The sequence below is a fragment of the Deltaproteobacteria bacterium genome (assembly GCA_020848905.1).
Lineage (GTDB): Bacteria > Myxococcota_A > Polyangia.
The window spans coordinates 347,050-366,350 of sequence record JADLHG010000042.1 but is presented as its reverse complement, the minus strand read 5'-3'; the positions used below and the strand labels follow the sequence as shown (position 1 = coordinate 366,350).

At 70.5% G+C, this 19,301-nt stretch carries 22 protein-coding genes; 18 read left to right on the top strand and 4 right to left on the bottom strand.

What is annotated here, in order from left to right:
* Positions 1-185 precede the first annotated feature (185 nt).
* Both IT371_18625 and IT371_18620 read left to right on the top strand, forming a co-directional pair.
* On the top strand, positions 186-806 hold the full coding sequence (locus IT371_18625) for a sigma-70 family RNA polymerase sigma factor (GenBank protein MCC6749688.1): 621 nt from the start codon (positions 186-188) through the stop codon (positions 804-806).
* Positions 760-2,046, top strand: a complete 1,287-nt coding sequence (locus IT371_18620; GenBank protein ID MCC6749687.1) for an AgmX/PglI C-terminal domain-containing protein — start codon at positions 760-762, stop codon at positions 2,044-2,046. The genes IT371_18625 and IT371_18620 overlap by 47 nt, the downstream gene beginning before the upstream one ends.
* Positions 2,047-2,058: 12 nt before the next feature.
* Here the strand turns inward: IT371_18620 and IT371_18615 are convergent, their stop codons facing one another.
* Positions 2,059-2,946, bottom strand: coding sequence for a secretion protein (locus IT371_18615; GenBank protein ID MCC6749686.1), 888 nt, complete (start codon positions 2,944-2,946; stop codon positions 2,059-2,061).
* A 194-nt stretch (positions 2,947-3,140) separates the two neighbouring features.
* On the opposite strand from IT371_18615, the gene IT371_18610 reads away from it, so the two are divergent.
* The 13 genes from IT371_18610 to IT371_18550 are packed head-to-tail and all read left to right on the top strand — an operon-like array spanning position 3,141 to position 13,539.
* Positions 3,141-4,418: a beta-ketoacyl-[acyl-carrier-protein] synthase family protein gene (locus IT371_18610; protein ID MCC6749685.1), complete on the top strand. Its 1,278-nt coding sequence runs from the start codon at positions 3,141-3,143 to the stop codon at positions 4,416-4,418.
* A gap of 2 nt (positions 4,419-4,420) precedes the next feature.
* On the top strand, positions 4,421-5,212 hold the full coding sequence (locus tag IT371_18605; GenBank protein ID MCC6749684.1) for an SDR family oxidoreductase: 792 nt from the start codon (positions 4,421-4,423) through the stop codon (positions 5,210-5,212).
* Complete coding sequence (locus IT371_18600; GenBank protein MCC6749683.1) at positions 5,209-5,643, top strand: hypothetical protein; 435 nt, start codon at positions 5,209-5,211, stop codon at positions 5,641-5,643. The genes IT371_18605 and IT371_18600 overlap by 4 nt, the downstream gene beginning before the upstream one ends.
* A complete protein-coding gene (locus tag IT371_18595; GenBank protein MCC6749682.1) occupies positions 5,640-6,563 on the top strand; it encodes an acyltransferase domain-containing protein in 924 nt (307 codons plus the stop codon). The genes IT371_18600 and IT371_18595 overlap by 4 nt, the downstream gene beginning before the upstream one ends.
* The gene (locus IT371_18590) at positions 6,550-7,071 is read left to right on the top strand and encodes a hypothetical protein (protein ID MCC6749681.1); all 522 of its coding nucleotides are present in this window, start codon (positions 6,550-6,552) and stop codon (positions 7,069-7,071) included. The genes IT371_18595 and IT371_18590 overlap by 14 nt, the downstream gene beginning before the upstream one ends.
* Complete coding sequence (locus IT371_18585) at positions 7,068-7,802, top strand: SDR family oxidoreductase (protein ID MCC6749680.1); 735 nt, start codon at positions 7,068-7,070, stop codon at positions 7,800-7,802. Before IT371_18590 ends, IT371_18585 begins: the two co-directional genes overlap by 4 nt.
* Entirely contained in the window at positions 7,799-9,046 is a 1,248-nt protein-coding gene (locus IT371_18580; protein ID MCC6749679.1) for a hydroxymethylglutaryl-CoA synthase family protein, read from the top strand. The genes IT371_18585 and IT371_18580 overlap by 4 nt, the downstream gene beginning before the upstream one ends.
* Before the next feature lie 2 nt (positions 9,047-9,048).
* Entirely contained in the window at positions 9,049-9,708 is a 660-nt protein-coding gene (locus tag IT371_18575) for an enoyl-CoA hydratase/isomerase family protein (protein ID MCC6749678.1), read from the top strand.
* Positions 9,705-10,439, top strand: coding sequence for an enoyl-CoA hydratase/isomerase family protein (locus IT371_18570; GenBank protein ID MCC6749677.1), 735 nt, complete (start codon positions 9,705-9,707; stop codon positions 10,437-10,439). Before IT371_18575 ends, IT371_18570 begins: the two co-directional genes overlap by 4 nt.
* Positions 10,436-11,272, top strand: a complete 837-nt coding sequence (locus IT371_18565) for an SDR family oxidoreductase (protein ID MCC6749676.1) — start codon at positions 10,436-10,438, stop codon at positions 11,270-11,272. The genes IT371_18570 and IT371_18565 overlap by 4 nt, the downstream gene beginning before the upstream one ends.
* A gap of 3 nt (positions 11,273-11,275) precedes the next feature.
* Entirely contained in the window at positions 11,276-11,539 is a 264-nt protein-coding gene (locus IT371_18560) for an acyl carrier protein (protein MCC6749675.1), read from the top strand.
* A complete protein-coding gene (locus IT371_18555; GenBank protein MCC6749674.1) occupies positions 11,526-12,815 on the top strand; it encodes a pyridoxal phosphate-dependent aminotransferase family protein in 1,290 nt (429 codons plus the stop codon). Before IT371_18560 ends, IT371_18555 begins: the two co-directional genes overlap by 14 nt.
* 10 nt (positions 12,816-12,825) lie before the next feature.
* Entirely contained in the window at positions 12,826-13,539 is a 714-nt protein-coding gene (locus tag IT371_18550) for a hypothetical protein (protein ID MCC6749673.1), read from the top strand.
* Positions 13,540-13,575: 36 nt separating this feature from the next.
* Here IT371_18550 and IT371_18545 read toward each other — a convergent pair whose 3' ends face one another.
* The 3 genes from IT371_18545 to IT371_18535 all read right to left on the bottom strand — a co-directional run bounded on the left by IT371_18545 (position 13,576) and on the right by IT371_18535 (position 15,167).
* Entirely contained in the window at positions 13,576-13,953 is a 378-nt protein-coding gene (locus IT371_18545; GenBank protein ID MCC6749672.1) for a hypothetical protein, read from the bottom strand.
* 80 nt (positions 13,954-14,033) lie between these two features.
* Positions 14,034-14,723: a sigma-70 family RNA polymerase sigma factor gene (locus tag IT371_18540; protein ID MCC6749671.1), complete on the bottom strand. Its 690-nt coding sequence runs from the start codon at positions 14,721-14,723 to the stop codon at positions 14,034-14,036.
* A 96-nt stretch (positions 14,724-14,819) separates the two neighbouring features.
* Positions 14,820-15,167 (bottom strand): PilZ domain-containing protein, encoded by a 348-nt coding sequence (locus IT371_18535; protein MCC6749670.1) that lies wholly within the window; start codon positions 15,165-15,167, stop codon positions 14,820-14,822.
* 117 nt (positions 15,168-15,284) lie between these two features.
* Here IT371_18535 and IT371_18530 point away from each other — a divergent pair, with 117 nt between their 5' ends.
* The 3 genes from IT371_18530 to IT371_18520 all read left to right on the top strand — a co-directional run bounded on the left by IT371_18530 (position 15,285) and on the right by IT371_18520 (position 19,178).
* Positions 15,285-17,657, top strand: a complete 2,373-nt coding sequence (locus tag IT371_18530; protein MCC6749669.1) for a metallophosphoesterase — start codon at positions 15,285-15,287, stop codon at positions 17,655-17,657.
* A 111-nt stretch (positions 17,658-17,768) separates the two neighbouring features.
* Positions 17,769-18,248 carry a hypothetical protein gene (locus tag IT371_18525; protein MCC6749668.1) on the top strand — a complete coding sequence of 160 codons (480 nt, stop codon included), beginning with the start codon at positions 17,769-17,771 and terminating at the stop codon, positions 18,246-18,248.
* A 45-nt stretch (positions 18,249-18,293) separates the two neighbouring features.
* Positions 18,294-19,178: a hypothetical protein gene (locus tag IT371_18520; GenBank protein MCC6749667.1), complete on the top strand. Its 885-nt coding sequence runs from the start codon at positions 18,294-18,296 to the stop codon at positions 19,176-19,178.
* Positions 19,179-19,301: the final 123 nt, after the last annotated feature.

Sequence of the window (19,301 nt, the reverse complement as noted above, 5' to 3'; positions counted from 1 at the left end):
CCGGGGGGCCCCGCCGAGGCGGGCCGGCCCGAAGTTTCGCCTCTTCACCCAAGGAATCGGGGGGCGCGATTGTCCTACCCGGGAAGGCGTCGGCTGTACTAGAACTCTGCCGGCGCCGGGGCCCCTCTCGGGTGCGGTAGCGCTCCGGGCCGCGAGAAGGGCCGAGAGTTCTGGATCCATGGTCCATGGGCGATGACAGCCAGGCGCTGGTCGAGCGCGCGCGGAAGGGCGACCGCGCCGCCTTCGGGCTGCTCGTTCGGCGGTATCACCGTCGGGTGTACGGCCTGGCGCATCGGATGCTCGGCAACCACGACGACGCGGACGACGTGGCGCAGGAGACCTTCGTGAGAGCGTATTCGCGCTTGGGGCAGTTCCAGGGACAGGCGGACTTCTTCACCTGGCTCTATCGGATTGCCCTGAACGTGGCGTTGAACCAGCTCCGGCACGCGCGCCGCCATCGCGAGGCGGGGCGCCTCGGGCTGCTCCCGGCGCCGCTGGCCCAGGAGGCGGACGCCGATCCGCAGCGCGCGGCGGAGCTGCGACGGGCGATGGCCGAGCTGGCCGTGGCGTTCGAGAGCCTCTCGGACACGCTCAAGGCGACGGTGGTGCTGGTGCTCATGGAGGGAATGGCGTATCGGGAGGCCGCTGCCGTGCTCGAGTGTTCGGAGGGTACGGTGGCCTGGCGGGTTCACGAGGCGCGCTCGGCGCTCAGGCGTCAGCTCGGCCCCGTGTTGAAGCGACTCATTTCTCGGGACACCGATGGATTGTCAGGGGACACGCGAGAGGCTGTCGACCTTCGTCGATAGGCAGCTTCCGGCCGCAGAGCACGATCAGGTGGCACGTCACCTGGAGGGCTGCGGCGCGTGTCGTCAGGAACTCGACGAACAGGGAGTGCTGGACATGCTGTTGAGAAGTCAGATGGTGCCGGAGCCGACCCACGGGTACTTCGACGATTTCTGGCCGCGCGTGGAGCAGCGGGCGGAGGGGGGCGGTGAGGGGGGGAACTGGACTGGCCCGGGAAGCAACGGCAAGAGCTCCGACGAAGAGCTCGTGTTCAAGGCGTCGCCCGCGCTGCAGATGCTGAATCTGCCGGAGCGGAGGCCCGAGACGCGGCCCCAGCCCGCCGTGGAGCAGGCCTCGCCCGTGGTGGGGCACGTGACGCCGCTCGCGCCGCCGGCGCAGCAGAAGACCTCGTACCGCTGGCCCGTGGCCTTCGTGATGGCGGCCGCCATCGTGACGGGCGGCGTCCTGGCGTACCAGCGCATGCAGCCGCCTCCGGCGACGCCGGCTCCCTCAGGGGCTCCGTCCGGGGAGCCGACGGCGGGGGCCGCGCCCGGGTCCGCCCCGGCGGCCGTGGCCACCGCGCCGGCGGCGGAGACGCAGCCTTCGGGTGGCGCGGGGGCGCCGGCTTCCGAGGAGCAGAAGGCTGGCGGGACCGAGGGAGAAGCGAAGCCCGAGGGCGCAGCGGCGGCCGAGGGGAGCCGCCGTGAGGAGGCGTCGGCCAAGCGCCGGGGCAAGGCCGTCAAGGTGGCCGCGCGCGGCGGGGCCGCCGAAGGCAAGGGTGGGGACGAGGGAGAGCCGGCCTCCGAGGCGCGTCCGAAGGAGAAGAAGGCCAAGGCAGACGACGAGGGAGGCGAGGGCGAAGCGCCCAAGAAGGCCGGCAAGGGGGATGCTTTGGATTCTCTCATCGACAGCGCGATCGGTGGCAAGGCGGCCGGCGCGAAGCCGAAGAAGGCGGCGGCCCCCGCGGCGGGCGCGGCAGGAGACGCGGATCTTCCCGAGCAGCTCGCGATGAATCAGATCCGCGGGGGCATGCAGAAGGTCCGAGGGAACGTCCAGGCCTGTTACGACAAGTACCAGATCGAGGGCACGGCCACCGTGAAGCTGTCGATCAAGGGCGACGGCACGGTGCAGGAGGTCATGATCAAGGGGAAGTTCCTCGGCACCGACACGGGCACCTGCGTGGCAAACGCGGTGAAGGGAGCGCGCTTCCCCAAGTTCAAGGGGAAGGACATGACCATCACCTACCCCTTCCTGCTGCAGTAGGGCGGCCCGCTATCAGGAGAGCCGGTTGCCCGTACGCGAGCCCCCGGGGCGCGAGACCTGCAGCGAGCGGTTGAGCAAGGCCAGGCTCGAGTCCAGGTCCACCGCGGCGAGGCCGGTCGGCGCCGCCTGCGCGTCCACGAGGGCCAATCGCAGACTCCGCTGTCGCCTGAGCGCAAAGAGCAGGCCGAGGCCCAGCGTCAAGAGCGCGAGGACCATTCCCACCAGCGTCACGAGGAGGGTGGCGCGACTCGAGGCGTCCACCACGAACGGCCCCACGGAGGCCAGGGCCGCGACCTCCGCGGCTCGGCTCGGGGCCGGCTGCCCGCGCACGATGACCACGCTCACCGATGCCGCATCGAGGCCGTCCACCGCGCCGGCCACGAGCTGACGGACCTGCGGTTCGGTGAGGGGCGCGGTGCCTGCCACCTTGAGCAGCACCGACGCCCGCGGCCGGGGCGCCGCCGCGTCGAGGGGCGCGAGCGGGTCGCGTTCGGGCAGGACCACGTGCACGCGCGCCTCTCGCACTCCCTCCACGCTCTGCAGGGTCCGGGAGAGCTCTCCCGACAGAGCGTGCCGCAGCATCGCGCGCTCCTGGGTTGCCGTGGGCACGAGCCCCACCTTCCCGAAGACCTCCCCGAGGCCGCTGCGCTTCGGCTGCGGGAGACTCTGCTGCCGGAGGATGCGCCAGGCTTGCGGCGCGTCGGCGCGGCGCACCTCGAGCATGTAGGTCGGCTTGTTGCCCTGGGTCACCCGGTGCTTCTTCGCACCGATTCCGTCCCGCTGGAGCGCGTCGAGGATCTCGTTGGCCTCGGACTCGTCGATGTCGTGGAGCAGCTCGACGGTGCAGCCGGAGCTGGCTGCGAGCGCGAGCAGCAGGATGCCGGATCGGAAAGGTCGCATCGGAGGCCCCCAGAGGATGACGAGGTACCGACCTTACTCAGGGCGGCGCGGGGGGTCAACGTGCGATGGGCGAGGCCGGAACTGTGGAGCGGCCGACGGTGGCATCGCGGCACGAGGCCATTCCGCTTGCCCTCAGCCGGATCGTTGTATAGCGTTGCGCTGCTTTCCTTCTCAGAAACACGCTCCTGGGGAATATGCGTCGCCGCGTCGTGGTCACGGGGATGGGGGTCGTCACGCCGCTCGGCGACGAGCTGGGCGCCTTCTATCAGAGCTTGCTCGCCGGCCGTTCGGCAATCACCCGATGGAAGTTCTTCGACGACCCCCGCGTCTACTCGAAGGTCGGAGGCGACTTGTCTGGCTATGACGCGGCCGCGCGCCTCCAGGCGCTGCTCGAGCGCATCCCCGAGGAGCACCACGCACGGCTGAGCAAGCTCTTTCGCACGGCTCCCATGTCTACCCGGTTGAGCCTGATCGTCGGCCTCGACGGGTGGCTCGACGCCGCGCTCGGGTTTGGCTTCGACCCGAGCCGGGCCGGGGTCATCGTGGGCGGGCACAACCTGAACGAGCACTATCTCATCCGGCAGCACCACGTGTTCATGGAGGAGCCGGACTGGATGGACGCCCAGATCGGGGTGCTCGACCTGGACACCGACCACGCGGCCAGTATCGGCGAGGCGCTCGGGCTTCGCGGCCCCACCTATACCATGGGCGGGGCGTGCGCCTCGGCGAACCTCGGACTGCGCGCCGGGCTCGACGAGATCCGCCACCACGGGCTGGACGTCGTGTTGCTCGCGGGCGCGTGCCTGGACTTCTCGCCGATCGGCCTGCATGCCATGGCGCTGCTCGGCGCCATCTCGTTCCAGTCCTTCAACGACGCGCCGGAACGCGCGAGCCGGCCCTTCGACCTCCACCGCGAGGGCTTCGTCCCTTCCCACGGGGCTGCGGCCCTCGTGCTCGAGGAGCTCGAGCACGCGCGGCGGCGCGACGCCCGCATCTACGCCGAAGTGCTCGGGTGCGTGGCTACCTCCGACGGCTCGCATCTCCCGGCGCCCAGCACGGAAGGTCAGAGCCGGACGATCGGGCAGCTTCTCGCGGAGACCGGGGTTCCGAAGGAAGAGGTGGACTTCGTGTGCGCGCACGCCACGTCGACCCAGCTCGGCGATGTCTCGGAGCTCCGCGCACTGCACGAGGTCTTCGGGGCCCACGCGCAGAACCTCAAGATTAACGCGCCCAAGTCGATGCTCGGTCACACCTGCTGGTCGGCACCGGCGGTCGAGACCGTCGCGGCGATCCTCCAGATGCGCGGCGGGCGGCTGCACCCGTCGATCAACGTTGAGGTCCTCGATCCCCAGATCGACCTGGACGTGTGCGCGAACGCTGGGGCCGATCTGCGGCCGCGCCACGTGCTCAAGAACAGTTTCGGCTTCGGCGGGATAAACTGCTGTTCCCTGCTGAAACCGGGCCCGGTCTAGTGATGACCAACCCCTTCGACTTCCATGGGCAGACCGTGCTGGTGACGGGTGGCACGCGCGGCCTGGGGCTAGCCATCGGTCTCGCCTTCGGCGCGCGGGGCGCGCGCGTGGTGCTCACGCACCGGTGGAACAGCGCGGACGAGGGAGAACTCGCGCGCCAGTTCGCAGAGGTGGGAGGGGTGGCCCCGCTGATCGTCGAAGCGGATGCGGGCGACAGCGCGGACACGGAGAGACTCCTTTCCTTCCTGCGCGAGCGGCGCACGCACATCGACGTCTTCGTGAGCAACGTGTGCGTGGCCCTCCCTTGTCCCGACCCACTGACGCTGCGAGAGCGGGACCTGCGGCGCACGCTCGACTGGAGCGCGTGGCCCGTGGTCGCCATCACCCGCGCGATCACGTACTACCTCGGGCGCGCCCCCACGCGTGTCATCGCCACCTCGTCCGACGGCCCCGACAGGTGCTACCCAGGCTACGTGCCGGTAGCCCTGGCCAAGGCCGCGCTCGAGGCGCTCGTCGCCACGCTCTCCCGCTCGGGCCAGCGCGCCTTCGTGCTGCGGACCCGGCACCTCCTCACGCAGAGTCTCGAGCAAATGTTCCCCGACGAGGCGGGCCGGCTCGTCGGGCGCCTCGCGCGCTACGGCGTGACGCCGGAGCAGGCCGGCGAGGCCGCCGTCGCCCTGGCGAGCGGCCTCCTCGACGGGCTCGACGGGCGGGTCCTGACGGTCGACCGCGGCGCGCCACTGCTCGACCACGCGCTCCACGTCATCCCCCTGATGATGGAGGGAGGGGCATGAACCTCTACGGTGCCGCGCCCGCGGCCTTGCGGGAGCGCCTCGACGCGATTGGCGCCCGCGGCACAGCGGTACTCGTGCTGGCCGAGTCTCCGAGTGGACAGGATGAAGCCTCCAGGCAGGCGTGGCAGGTGCTCGAGCTTCTCGCCGGCTGGCGCGCTGCGGAAGCGATGCCGGCGCGCCTGGCGATCCTCGATCTTGGGGCGGACGACGATCTGTCCCGCGTGCGGAGTGCACTTGTCGATACGGCGGTGCGATACGTGACCGGAGCTCTCTTTCACGGCGGGCCAGCGGTTAACCTGGTGCGCCCGGTCGACGCAACAGCGCTGACGGCTGCCTTCGACACGGTGGTCGCGCTGGCGTCGGGCCTCATGGACGCCGTTCGCGGGCAGGTCCTTGTCGTGCACGGGCCCAAGCAGGTGGAACACCCGTGACGCGACCGCTCGTCTTTCTCTTTCCGGGCCAGAGCTCGCGGGACCCGGAGATGTTCTCCCGGCTGGCGGCGGTCGCGCCGGACGTGGCCGCGGCGGCTCGAACCGAGCTTTGCGGTCGTGGCGTGCAGGAGGAGGCTCTCGGCGATAATCGCGCCGTGCAGCTCGCCGTGTTCGGCGCTTCGCGCGCCTGGGCCGCCGTCGTGGCGCGGCATGGGGTCGTCCCGACCGCGTCCGCGGGCCACAGTCTCGGCGAGTACTCGCACCTCGTGCAAGCCGGCGCGCTCGAGGAGGACGCCGCCCGCGACCTGGTCGACGCGCGTGGGGCGGTCTACGACGCCGGTCCCCCCGGAGTCATGGCCGCGCTCCATCCGCTCGGCGCCGACGTGCTCGACGGACTGCTCGAAGGGGAAGCTGCGTGGCTCGCCTGCGACAATTCCCCCACTCAGGTCGTCATCGGGGGTGAAGGCGAAGCCGTCACGCGAGTGCTCGCACGGGCCGAGGAAGAACACTACGTCTACGGCGACCTCATCGAGTCCCGCATCCCCATGCACACGCCCGCCTTCGCTCCCGCGGCCGAGACGCTGCGCCCCCACCTCGTGGCAACGCCCTGGAGACCCATCGCGACCTATTGGTCGAACGTGGTGGGTGGGGCTGTGCACGAGGCGGGTCCGGGCACCTTCGTCGAGCTCCTCGCGCGCCACGTCTTCGAGCCAGTTCGCTGGCGGGCGCTGATCGAAGCGGTCCTCGCGCGCTATCCCGGAGCGGTGTTCCTCGAGGTTGGCCCGAGGGCCTCGCTGGCCGCGCTCTTGCGCCGATGGAAGCCCGAGTTGCCCGTCTTCGCCGTTGACCCCGCGGGCCCGGAGGCCCCGGAAGCTGGCTTCCGAGCCGCCATGGAGGGCATACGCCGTGCTCTTGCCTGAGCCTTCAGCGCTGCTCCGCCGCCTCCGTCGGGAGCCGCTCTTCGGCGAGCTGCCGCGGCGACTCGACTGGGGTCGCGATGCGCTTGTGCGATTGCTCCCCCACCGGCCGCCGCTCCTTCTCGTCGACCACCTCCTGGGCGCCGACGAGGCGGGCGGGCGGGCTCGCGGCGACCGCTGGCTCGATCCGGCGGACCCCATCTTCGCCGGACACTTCCCGGAGGAGCCGATCTATCCGGGAGCGCTCTTGCTCGAGGCGGCCGGACAGCTCGGGCTCTGCTTGGGTGAGCCCCTCGCGCGGGGCACGCTTCCCGAGCGACCGGCGAGCGTGCGGCTGATCCGCGTTCACGGTGCCGAGTTCGTGGGCGCGGCGCGCCCCGGCGATACCCTCACCCTCCTCGCCGAGCTGCTCGAGGACGACGGGTGGACGGTGCGCATCGCAGGCCAGGTGCTGCGGAGCAACGAGATTCTCTGCGCGGTCATGCTCGAGGCCTTGCGAGGAGAGACATGACCCTGTTCGTGACCGGAGGGTCGCGCGGCATCGGCGCGGCGCTCGTGAGGGACGCGGCCCGTGCCGGTTGGGACGTGGCGTTCACCTACCTCAAGCACCGCGAGGAGGCGGAGCGCGTCGCCGACGAGGCCCGACAGGGGGGGCGCAAAGTGGCCGCGTACGCACTCGACGTGCGCGACTCGGCGTGCGTGGATACGGTGGTCGATCAGGTCCTCGCGGATTTCGGGGAGGTTCGCGCCGTGGTCTGCAACGCCGGCGTGAGTCTGAATGGGCTCGCCTACGGACTCACCGACGAGGACTGGAAGGCGGTCATCGACACCAACCTCACCGGGAGCTACTTCGTCTGCCGGGCCTTCCTTCCCGCGCTGGTGGCGCAGCGCTTCGGCAGGATCGTCCTCGTCTCGTCCGTCACGTGGCAGGGCGCGAGCGGCCAGGCCGCCTATGCGGCGAGCAAGGCCGGTTTGCACGGCCTGGGAGGAGCTCTCGCCAAGGAGTACGGTCCGAAGGGCGTCACGACCAACGTCGTCGTCCCCGGGACCTTCGACACCGACATGACGCGTGAGGAGCTGTCCAAGCAGCTAGCCGCGTACGCGCTTCAATACTGTCCCCTCCGGCGCATGGGGAGCCTGCGAGAGCTCACCGCCACGATCCTGTTCCTCTGTAGTCCCGAGGCCGGCTACGTCAATGGAGCCACGCTGCCTGTCTCCGGCGGATTGGACTGGGTCCCATGAGCATCGGCATCGAAAAGCTCCGCTGCTACCCCGGTCGGCTCTCGCTCGACATCCGCGCGCTCGTCGAGGCCCGCGGTGGCCGCGTGGAGGAGCTGTGCGGGCAGATGATGCTCACCGCTCGCACCGTCTCTCCCCCCTGGGAGGATGTCGTGACCATGGGGGTCGAGGCCGGGCTGCGCGTCCTCGGGCCCGACGACCGCGCCCGCGTGCGGCTCCTCCTCGTCGCCAGCGAGAGCGGGCTCGACTACGAGAAGGCGATCGCCACCTGGCTGCACCGGTACCTCCGGCTGCCGGACGAGGTTCGCCTGGCGGAGCTGAAGGTGGCCTGCTACGCCGGGACGAGCGCCCTCGAGCTAGCGGCGGGCTGGCTCTCGCAGTGGCCCGAGGAGGACGCCGCGGCCCTGGTCGTCACCACCGATCAAAGCCGCAATCACCACGGGGAAGTGCCTGAGTTCATCATGGGAGGAGGCGCCACGGCGATGCTCGTGTCGCGCCGCCCCCGCTTCCTGGCGCTCGAGCCCGGGCTCTCCGGCGTGCATAGCCAGGAGCTTTCGGACATCTTCCGACCCACCTCCCGCGTAGAGACCGGTCACAGCGAGACGAGTCTACTCTCTTACCTGGAAGGCCTCGACCAGGCCTTCGAACGGTATCGTGCCGCCGTCGAACGGCGGCGTGGTGTGACTCTCGATAGCCGTGCGGCGCTCGACCGGTGGATGCCCCACCTCGTCTACCACGCCCCCTTCGGGGGGATCACCCTGCGCGCCCATCGCGCGCTGCTCCGGGCCGTGGGCGAGCCCGATCCGGCCGCGGCCTCCGCGGACTTCGCCACGCGCGTCGAGCCGACGCTCCAGTTCGGTCGGCGGATCGGCTCGACCTACGCCGGAAGCGTGTTCATCTCGCTCCTCGGCCTCGCCGCGTCGGGGCGCGCGCGTCCCGGCGACCGGGTCGGGATCTACTCCTACGGCTCGGGCTCCTGCGCCGAGTTCTACAGCGGCGTGCTCGGGGAGGGCGTGGTCGACGAAGCGCGGGCGGCGGGCCTCGAAGACCTCCTCGCGTCCCGCCAACCTCTCTCCGTCGCCGAATACGACGCGGCGGAGCACGAGCGCACGGCCTGGATCGATTGCGCCGACTACCGCGTGCGCACCGACATCCTCGGCGGGCTGTACGAGGAGCGGGTGCGGGGACGCAAGCAGCTCGTGTTCGCGGGCGCGACGGACTGGGTCCGCCAGTACGAGTGGAGCTGAGGATGCGGCTCGTCGAGGTCCAGGTTCCCGCAACGCTGAGCGTCGGGTCGACCGTGACGCTGCGCGAGGCGATCGCCTCGGACGAGGCCCTGCTGCTTCGGGGAGAGGGGTCCGTCTTCTGCCGAGGCCTAGACCCGGGCCCGAGCGCCGCCGCGGACCTCGAGCCACTCGCCCGGATGCTCCTCGACTTGCGGGGACGCCCGTCGCCGACGGTGGCCTTCGTCGAGGGCGAGACCCTCGGAGGAGGGGTCGGTCTGGCCGCCGCCTGCGACCTCGTTCTCGCCCATCCCGACGCCCGGTTCGGTCTGCCTGAGCTGGTCTTTGGCCTCACGCCCGCCATCGTTTGGCCTTTCCTGCGAGAACGCGTGCTCCCGCAACCGCTCCGCCGGCTGGCGCTGACCGGCGAGTCGATCGGCGCGAGCGAGGCCGCCCGCCTCGGCCTGGTGGACGTGGTCGCCAGCTCCTGCGACCCGACCGCGCTCCGACGGACGCTCTCGCGCACCGACGCGTCGGCTCGAAGCCACCTGAAGAGCCTCCCGGCGACGATGGAGGCCGAGATCCTCGCGGGCTGTCGGCTCACGGCGGCGCTACGCGCCTCACCCGCGGCAGAGGAGCGACGCGCGCGCTTCGAGGCGGGCGAGACCCCGTGGGTGCTGACATGAGCCTCGCGTCTGCTGCCCAGGACCCTGGTCGAGTTCGCCTCCGCAGCGAGCCGGAGGGCATTGCCTGGGTCGAGATGATCGATCCGGACGGGCCGAACGCGCTCTCGCCTCCTTTCGTCTCCGCCCTTCTCGCGGCCCTCGAGGCGGCCTCCCTCGGGAAGGTCATCGTCCTCTCCGGTCTGCCCGAGGTCTTTTGCTCGGGAGCATCTCCAGCGCTCCTTGGCGCGCTCGTCCGCGGTGAGATCGCGCCGACCGAGCTCGGACTGACGCGCGTGCTCCTCGACCTGCCGGTCCCCGTGATCGCGGCGTGCGAGGGCGCCGCCATCGGAGGGGGCTTCGCCCTGGCGCTGGCGTGCGATCTCCTGGTCCTTGCGGAGGAGAGCCGCTACGGGCTCAACTTCATGTCGCTCGGCTTCACGCCGGGTATGGGCACGACGCGTCTTGCGGAGCACGTGCTCGGCCCAGCCATCGCCCACGAACTGCTCTACACCGGAGAGTTCCGTCGGGGGAGCGAGCTCCGCGGAGGCGTCAATGCCGTCGTGCCGAGGACCGAGGTCCCGGCGAAGGCGCTCGACTTGGCGTTGCGCATCGCGGCCCAGCCCCGCGAGGCCATCGTGTTGCTCAAGCGTACGCTCACGCTTCCCCGACGCCGCGCGCTGCAAGAGGCGCTGACCCTCGAGTCGTTCATGCACGGCATCACGCTACCCCCGCTGGCAGGGAGGATGGGATGACCCTCGATCTCTCGTCCCGCGTTGTCCTCGTGACCGGAGGGACGCTTGGCATTGGGCTCGCGACCGGGCTGGCCTACGGGCGCTGCGGCGCCCACGTCGTCTTGACGCACAGGTGGGGCTCGGCTGACGAGGACCAGGTGCGAGGTGAGTTTGCCGCCACCGGTGCGCGCGAGCCGCTCATCTGCCAGGCCGACGCCTCGAACGACGAGGACACCGTGGCCCTCATGCAGCAGATCGCCACACGCCACGACCGCGTCGATGTGCTCGTCGCCAACGTCGCCTTCGCGAAGCGCGTGGAGTCCCTCGCGGACTGGAAGAAGCGGGACCTCTTCCGCAGCCTCGAGTACACCGCGTGGCCGATGTGGGCCTATACAGAGGAGATCCACCGTCGCTGGGGGCGCTGGCCGGCCTACGTGATCGGCCTCTCGAGTGACGGGCCGGACCACTACTTCAGCAACTACGATTTTGTGGCCTGCTCCAAGGCCGTGCTCGAGACCATGTGTCGGTACCTGCAGTACCGGCTGCGGGAGCACGGCACCCGGGTCAACGTGGTCCGCAGCCGCATGGTCCGCACCCAGTCGTTCGACGCGACCTTCGGCGTCGAATTCAACGACTTCATCGAGCGCATGGGGTTCGCGGACTGCTACACCACGCCCGAAGAGCTCGCGAACGTCGTGCTCGCGCTCGGGAGCGGGCTGCTCGACGCCATGGGCGGACAGGTCATCACGGCGGACAAGGGATTTACCTTCTTCGACAACCTGAACGGTGTGGCCGAGCGCGAGCAACCCCGAGACGGCGCGGTGCCCAGTGAACCCAAAAAGCAGGAGAGCTGACCGATGAGCGAGCAGGAGGTCTTCGAGGTTGTGTGCAAGCATCTCACGACGATCGTACCGACCATCCCCAAGGAGTCGGTCGTCCACGACGCATCGATGCGCGACCTCGGCGCCTCGAGCCTCGACATCGTGGAGGTCGTGAGTTGCTCGATGCGCGAGCTTCGCGTCCGGGTGCCGCGCGCTGAGCTCCAAGGGCTGAAGAACATCGGGCAGCTCGTGGCTCTCTTGCACAAGACGGGCGCTGGCGGTGCCAATGCCCCCCGGTGAGACGGATATCTACGAGTACACCTACGACATGTTCCTCTCGAGCATCGAGGGGGAACAGTCCGAGGCCACGCGCTTCAGTGAGTGGATGGATGCCGTCGAGGCCGACGGGCGCTACGCCTTCGAAGCGCTGCGTCAGGGCGCGCAGCGTCCGGAAGTGGAGGTCGTGAGGACGAGTGGGCTCGCGCTCCGGCTGGTCAACCTCGCCTCGTACAACTACCTAGGCCTCGGCTACCACCCGGTGGTCATCGAGGCCGCACAGGCCGCGCTCGCGCGTTACGGTCTCGGCGCGGCGAGCTCTCCCGTCATCGCCGGAACCCTTCAGGTCCATAAGGACCTCGAGGCGTCGTTGCTGGACTTCCTCGGCCTTCCAGGCCGCGGGGTGAGCCTCTTCTCCTCGGGGTACGGCGTGAACACAGGCACCCTGGCCGCGGTGGTCAAGCGCCGACACCACGTGGTGGTGGACCGCTCGGCGCACATGTCGATCCTCGAGGGCGCGCAGCTCTCTCGGGCCTCCGTGCACTACTTCAACCATAACGACGCCGCCGACCTGGAGGCCGTGCTAGAGGGCCTCGGGCCGGACTCGGGCCGCGTGCTCGTCTGCACGGAGGGCGTCTTCTCCGCGGACGGCGACCTCGGGAACCTGGGCGCGATCGTCCCCGTGGCGAAACGCTTCGGCGCGCAGGTGCTCGTCGACGAGGCGCACTCGTTCCTCGTTGCTGGGCCCGGCGGCCGCGGCGTCTGTGAGGAGCACGGGGTGCTGGACCAGGTCGACTATCTGGTGGTCACCTTCAGCAAGGCGCTCGGGGGGGTCGGGGGCGCGGTGATCGCGAAGCGCGAGGTCGCTCGGTACATCAACTGGTACGCGAGGTGCCGGATGTTTTCCTGCGCCATCGATCCTGCCGTGACCGCGGGAGTGACCGCGGCGCTGCGCATCGGCGCCGGGCCCGAGGGGGCGGAGCGGCGGCGCCGGGTGGTCGAGAATGCGGCGCTGCTGCGGCGACTCCTTTCGCCGCAGGTCCTCGTCGGCAGAACGGAGAGCTGGATCGTCCCCGTGATCTACGGCGAGGAACGCCTCACCCTCAAGCTCTGCGACTGGCTGCAGCGCGAGGGGATCGACGGCAGCGTGATGGAGTTCCCCGCCGTGCCGGTCTCGGAGGCGCGCCTCCGCCTCTTCGTCACGGCAGATCACACGGCAGAGCAGCTCTCTCGTGCGGCGGAGGTGATCATTCGCGCCGCGCACCATTTCGGTTTCGCGCGCCCCGCGACCACCGCCTGAGGAGGACCGCGTGCTCCACGATCCGGCCGACGCCATCGAGCTCACGCTCGACTACGGGATGTCTACGGTCTTCGAGCTCGACGTGGACACGGCGCTGGCCCTCGTGCCCAAGCGCCTCTGCCCGGTGGAGGTCCGCCCCAACGTGGCGCTGGCCTCGCTCATCTTCTTTCGCTTCGCACCAGACGGCCTCCATGGGACGTTCGGGGCGCTACCCGCCTACGGCGAGCTCGTCTTCGGCGTACACGTCGCCCCGGTGCTTGCCTGGACGCCGCCCAAGTTCGCGGTCCACGTGGTGCAGATCGGCTGCACGCATCCGCGCGCCAGCGAGTTCCTGTCGCAGGTCCATCGGATGCCGGCGCACCCGAGCGTGGTACGGGTCGAGGTCGACGAGGCGCTCGGTCAGGTCGTGGCTTCGGACGCCGGGGGACCGATCGCCACCATGCGTAGTCTCCGCGCAGCGCCCATCTGCGTGCCGACCACGCTGACGGCCCACGTCTTCAGCGAGAGTGAGGGGGGGGTGTGGGGCTATCCGGAGATTGTCGAGGGCCGGATGTGCCGCCACCAAGATCGCGGGCAGGCGGTGACCCTGCACCCCCATCCCTTCTTCAAGGGGGCGCGCCTCCCGCCGTCACCCCCGGCCTGGATGCAGACCGTCGGCCTACCTGGGGAGACGCTCCGACAGCTCGCGTGGCTCCCCGTCGAGGTCAGTGCAAGGGCCTCCTGACCCGCCGCGGGAGACCCCGTCCGGCGGCGATGGGCGTTAGAGCTGCGTGTTGAGCGTGGTTTTGAGGGCGGAGGTGGCGCGGTCCACGGCGCGACTGAAGATCTCCATCTTGAGGCTGTAGTCGTGCACCTGGGCTTGCAGCGCGAGGAGCTCGGCGGGGCTGAAGCTGGCCCCCGACCGGGCGCGCGAGATGGCCTGGTCGACCTCGCGTCGCTGCTGCTCCAGGTCGGCCACCGTGGAGTGGACCAGCCGCGCCACGGGCGACGCCGCGGCTCCGGGTTCCGCCGCGGGCGCTGCCGGCGCTGAGGGCTGCGAGGGTCGGAGGTGCTGGGCGAAGGTGCCGCGAACCGTTGGCGTGGAGGTGTGATCGCCGGTCGTGCGCTGCTGGAGAAGGTGGCCGATGCGCTGGATCATGGGAGCTCCCTCGAAGGCCAGGGAGTATCGGGGGCCCGCGAGAAAGGTTGCGCGCCGCCGACCGGAGCGGGGCCGAGGCTCTATGGGGTCGAAAACGCGGGGCCCAGCGCCTCGGTCAGGAGCTTCACGGCCCGCGCGTGCAGCCGACAGGCCCAGGACTTGCTCAGCCCCAGCTTCTGGCCGGCCGCCTCCAGCGTGAGGTCGTCGAAGTAATAGAGCTCGATGAGCTGGCGTTCCTTCGCCGGCAGACTCGCCACGGCGTTCCGCACGGCGCGGCTGGTCTGCCCGCCCTCGAGCGCGTGGGTGGGGTCCACGGCGTCGGGGTCGGGGAGGTCTCGCGTGCGCTCCGACGCGTCGAGCGAGACGACGAAGATGGCGGCGACCTCGTCGAGGGTCTGGGCCACCGCCCGCACAGCCCCCTCCGCGTCCTGACCCTCGGCCGCCACGCCTTCCTTGCGCTCGACGCGGTTCTCGAGCAGCTCGTTCGTGCTGGCCTGGAAGCGCGCGTACTCGCTTCGCGAGAGCCACCCCGTCTCGCGAAGGCCGTCGTAGATCGCCCCGCGAATGCGGTAGTAGGCGAAGGTCGTGAAGGCCACGCCGCGGCTCGGGTCGAAGCGCTGCGCCGCCTCCACGAGGCCTCGCGTGCCGTACGCCACCAGCTCCTCGAAATCCAGGTCCGGCGAGGTCTCCTTGCGGACCTTGGCCGCCAGACCTCTCACGAAACCCAGGTGATCCTGGATCAGCTTGTTGCGCTCGACCTCGGTCTGCATCGCCCCTCGCCGCGGTGGTCGTGCGGGAATGCCCCCTGGACAGTTCGTCACGTGCGCGGTGGTCCGCCGTGCCGATTTGGCAGGGCGTCGCGCGCGCTACCGGCGAACCGCCGTGATGTACCGACGTAGCACTTCTCGACGCTCGTCGTCCATGTCCACGTACCGGATCCCCATGTCCGAGGGAGGCTCGCGATTGGCCCAGACCACCTCGCCCCGCACGGCGACGGTGGTGCCGAGGTCCGGGAAGTTGATCACCAGGTCCACGACGGTGCCGACGTCCTCGATGCTCGCGGTCTGGATGCAGATGCCCCCGAGGCTGATGTTCTCGATGCGGTGGTAGAGCAGCACCTCGCTGCCCGTGTAGTCCACGTACGCGGTGACGTCGAACCGCGGGAAACGGCGCTTGTCCGACGGACTGCTCGTGGGCCTTTCCGCGTCGGTCATCGCAAGCCTCCGATAATTATCGGCTATCATACGCTGTCAGACTGTCGCGTCAACTTTGGCGGCACCCGCTGGGCCTTTCAGCTCGACCCCCATGCCATTCAGGTTAGAGTGCGCGCGATGGCTTCGCGCCTGCTGCTCCTCGCGCTGGGGGTCCTCTCGGGCCCCGTCGCCCGCGCGGCGGAGCCCTGGGATCCGGGGTACTCGGAGCCGAGCTCCCGCCAGACGCGCCAGACCACCCGGCGCATCCATCAGATCGTCTCTCCGACGGTGAGCTGCCCCGTTCTCGCCCTGGCGGGGGGCGAGGTGAAGGTGCTCCTCCGCGCCGGCGCAGGGGTCCCGGTGCCCCGGCCGGCCGAGCTCCGGGCTCGCATCGTCTCCGCGCGGGGCGTGGGATGCGCGGCGGAGGTTCGAGCGATCGGGCTCCGGCGGGGGCTGGTCCAGGTCACCCTGCGCGTGCCCTGGGAGCTGGCACGCGATGTGTATGACCTGGAGGTCATGGGACCAGGGTTTCGGGACCGGCAGCCCAACGCGGTGCGCGTGACAGGCGCGGCTCCGCGCGAGCGCTACCGCATCGTCGTGATGAGCGACCATCAGCTCTGGGACCCGAGCTACCGCGTGAGCGGGCGCCAGATCAACGCCGAGGCCTACCCGCGGCCCGACGCCGCGCGGGAGAACGAAGCCATTGCGCGGCAGGGGTTTCGGGAGGTCGCGCTCCTCGACCCGGAGTTCGTGCTCTACACCGGGGACCTCCTCTTCGGGCTGGACTACGGCCGCGAGTACGACGAGATGGTCGCGCTGCTCCGCGAGGCGCGACTTCCGGTCTTCGCCGTCCCGGGCAATCACGACGGCTACGCGATCTACGCCGTGCGATTGAAGGGCGGCGCGGTGCGGCTCCTCGGCGGGGCGGTCTCCTGTCGGAGTCGGCTCGAGGGGGAGCTGAGCTGGCAGAAGGCCTGGAACTTCGTCACCTGCCTTTACGGCGACGTGAAGCCCCACCTCTTCGCCGAGCTGGAGCGGGACGGCCTCGTGGACTGGGCCCGCCAGCTGGGTCCCCCGGCCTACGCCTTCGCGCACGGGCGACTGAGGTTCGTCGGGCTCAACACCTACGACGGCAGCCCCGAGCGGCGCCACGCCTTCGCCCTGTACGTAGACGCCTTCGACCTGCATCTCGGCGCGCCCGCCGTGGACAACTACGGTGGCTACCTCAGCGAGGCGCAGCTCCGGTTCGTGCGCGAGCAGGCCGAGCAGGCGGAGCGAGAAGGGCGTCGGCTCGTGGTCTTCGGGCACCACGACCCCCGCGGGAACGCCGAAGGGACGGCCTACCATGCGAACCTTCCGTTCCCGACGGACCCGCTCTCGCTCGAGGGGTTCGACGAATGGAACTACGACGCTGAGAGCTGGAACAGCGATCCCCGCGCGGCACCCCGCAAGGAGAGCGCGGAACAGAATAGCGGCGTGGCGCTGCTCGGGATCCTCGCGCGGTACGGCGGATACTACCTATCGGGGCACGTGCATCGGGACAGCCGGCGGAGCTACCCCGCGGGGAGCCGCCTGGGGCCTCACGCGGTGGCGCGGCCGGTGGAATTCATTCGCACGACGACCGCCGCGAGCAGCGTCCAGCCCGGAGGGTACTGGGGTTACCGCGTGCTCGAGGTCGACGGAGACACCCTTCGGGGCGTGGACTACGCACCCGAGCTCGGTCTGAGCTCGGTGCCCGTCGGGAATCTGTGGACCACGACGACGACCGCCACCGAGGAGCGCGAGGTGGTCTACGGCCTGCCGCGACCGGCGCGCCTGAGCCTGCGCTTCACTCTGCCGCGGCGCGCCGAGGGGTATCGCTTCCGCGTCGTGCGCGCGGCCGGAGATGCAAAGAACGGGGAAGCGCGAGGAGCTCCGGTGACCGTGGACGAGATCGCCTGGGAGCCGACGACCACGACGTACGCGGTGGGGCTCGAGGTGCGCGCCGCGGAGTTTCCTCCCCGCCTCGAGGCGTACCGCCGGATGCGGGTCCGCGCCGAGCCCGCCGCGGGGAATCGTCCTCCGGATCCGTGGATGCGCTTCGCGGTGGAAGGGGTCCCGGCGGATCGTAGCGCCACCGCATCGATGGTACGGGTCGGGCAGAGCGTGGTCTTTCACGCGGGCGGCGGCGATCCCGACGGGGATCGCATCGTGGACCACCAGTGGACGCTCGGGGGACGCGTGGTGGGGCGCGGCCCGCGGTGGGTCCACCGCTTCGCGGGGCCCGGCTCGTGGCAGGTGGGGCTCGTGGTCGCCGACGAGGCGGGCAGTCGCGGGAGCGTCGTGCGCAAGGTGGAGGTGCTCCCTCCCTCGGCCGCCGGGTGCGGCGGCTGCGCGGGCCCGGCAGGTGGTGCGGACCCGGGCCTTCGAGCCGGGGTCGCGGTTCTGGCAGCGATCGGGCTTGCGCGAGCGCGGCGCGGGTCGCGCACCGGGAAGCGCGCGCGGGAAGGGCGCGGCCCAGGTCCCTCTTGAGCCTGCGGGCCGCTCGCCCCAGAATCCCGGCGCGGCCGTGGAGGAGGCGAAGGACCCTTGGGGGCGTCGGAGCGACGGCCGGCAGAGATGAAGAACGTGAGAGGAAGAGCGATGAAGAGAGCGGTGGTGCTCGGCTGGTTCGTGGCTCTCGTGGCCCTCGGCGGCTGCGACAAGCAGAAACTGATCCCCAACACCGAGGTGCCCGACACGCCGACGAATCGCGAGGTGCTGACCGTGGTCGAGCGCTATCGCCAGGCCATGGAGCGGCTCGACGCGGCGGCGGTCCTGGCCCTGGTCCACCCGACCTACGCCGACGCGGGCGGGACGCCCGAGAATGGGGACGACCTGGACTTCGATGGGCTGCGGAAGCTGCTCGCGTCGCGCTTCAAGCGCACGACTCGGGTGCGCTACCGCATCGAGTACCAGGCGGTGGCCATCAAGGGGAGCGAGGCACAGGTGGACGCGTGGATCGACGCCACCTTCGTTTACGAGCAGCCGGAACAGAGCGCGCGCTGGCAGCGCATGACCGATCACAATCGCTTCCGGCTGACGAAGGAAGGGGTGAGCTGGCGCTTCACGGGGGGGCTCTAGCCCCGGGTGCGCGTCCTCGTCCTCGTCAACGAGCGTGCCGGAGGCGTGAGGCGCTCCCCGGGTCTCGTGCGCGAGCTCTCGGAGATCCTGGGGACCCCGGGCGACGTGGTCCCCTACCACGACGGAAAGCACGCGGCCGCGACCGTACGGCGCTTCGTGGCCGACGGGGGGCAGGTGCTCGCCGTCTGCGGGGGAGACGGGACGCTGATGCAGCTGGCGAGCGAGCTCGCGGAGCTCGGTCCCCCGGAGCGACTCCCTCGGGTGGTGGTGCTGCCGGCGGGGACGGTGAACACGCTGGCGCGCAATCTCGGCGTGCGCGGGGACCCGTGCGAGCTGCTCCGGCGGCTGGTCTCCGTGCTGCGGGCGGGAGGCAGGGAGGAACTCTTCTCGTCGGGAACCCTCCGCGTGGGAACGCGTTGCGGGTTCATCTTCGGGGCGGCGATGCCGGCGCGCTTCATGGCGCTCTACGATCGTGCAGGACCGGGGGGGCCGGCGCGGGCAGCGCGGCTCGGCCTCCGGGTCTCGCTCGCGGCCCTCTTCGGTACGCGTGCGGCGCGCGAGCTCTTCGACCCGGTGCCGGCCGTCGTGGAGGTGGACGGGACGCGGCTACTCGAGCCACACTTCACCTTGCTCGTGGCGGCCAGCGTGGAGGACGTGGGCCTCGGGATCAAACTTACCTATCGCGCGCGGGAGAGGCCGAATGCGTTTCATCTGGTGGCCAGCGCGCTCCCCGCGCGGACGCTCGCGCGGGAGTTCCCGAGGACCTTCCTCGGCCGGCCGCTCCGGGGCGTGGGGCACCACGATCACGTGGCCGAGCGGGTCTCGCTCGAGTTCCTCGAGCCGCAACCGTATCTCCTCGACGGCGAGCTCTTCACGGCCGAGACGCTCGAGCTTCGCGCGGGCCCTCGCCTGCGTTTCGGACGACCGTGAGGGCATGAGCCGAAAAGAACCTTCTAGGCCCCGAACGAGGGGTGGCGGCGGGGCGGTTTTAGTGTTCGCGTTCCTTTTCGCCGGGTGGGCCCAGGCGGCGCCCTTTGTGCGGGTGGAGGGGAC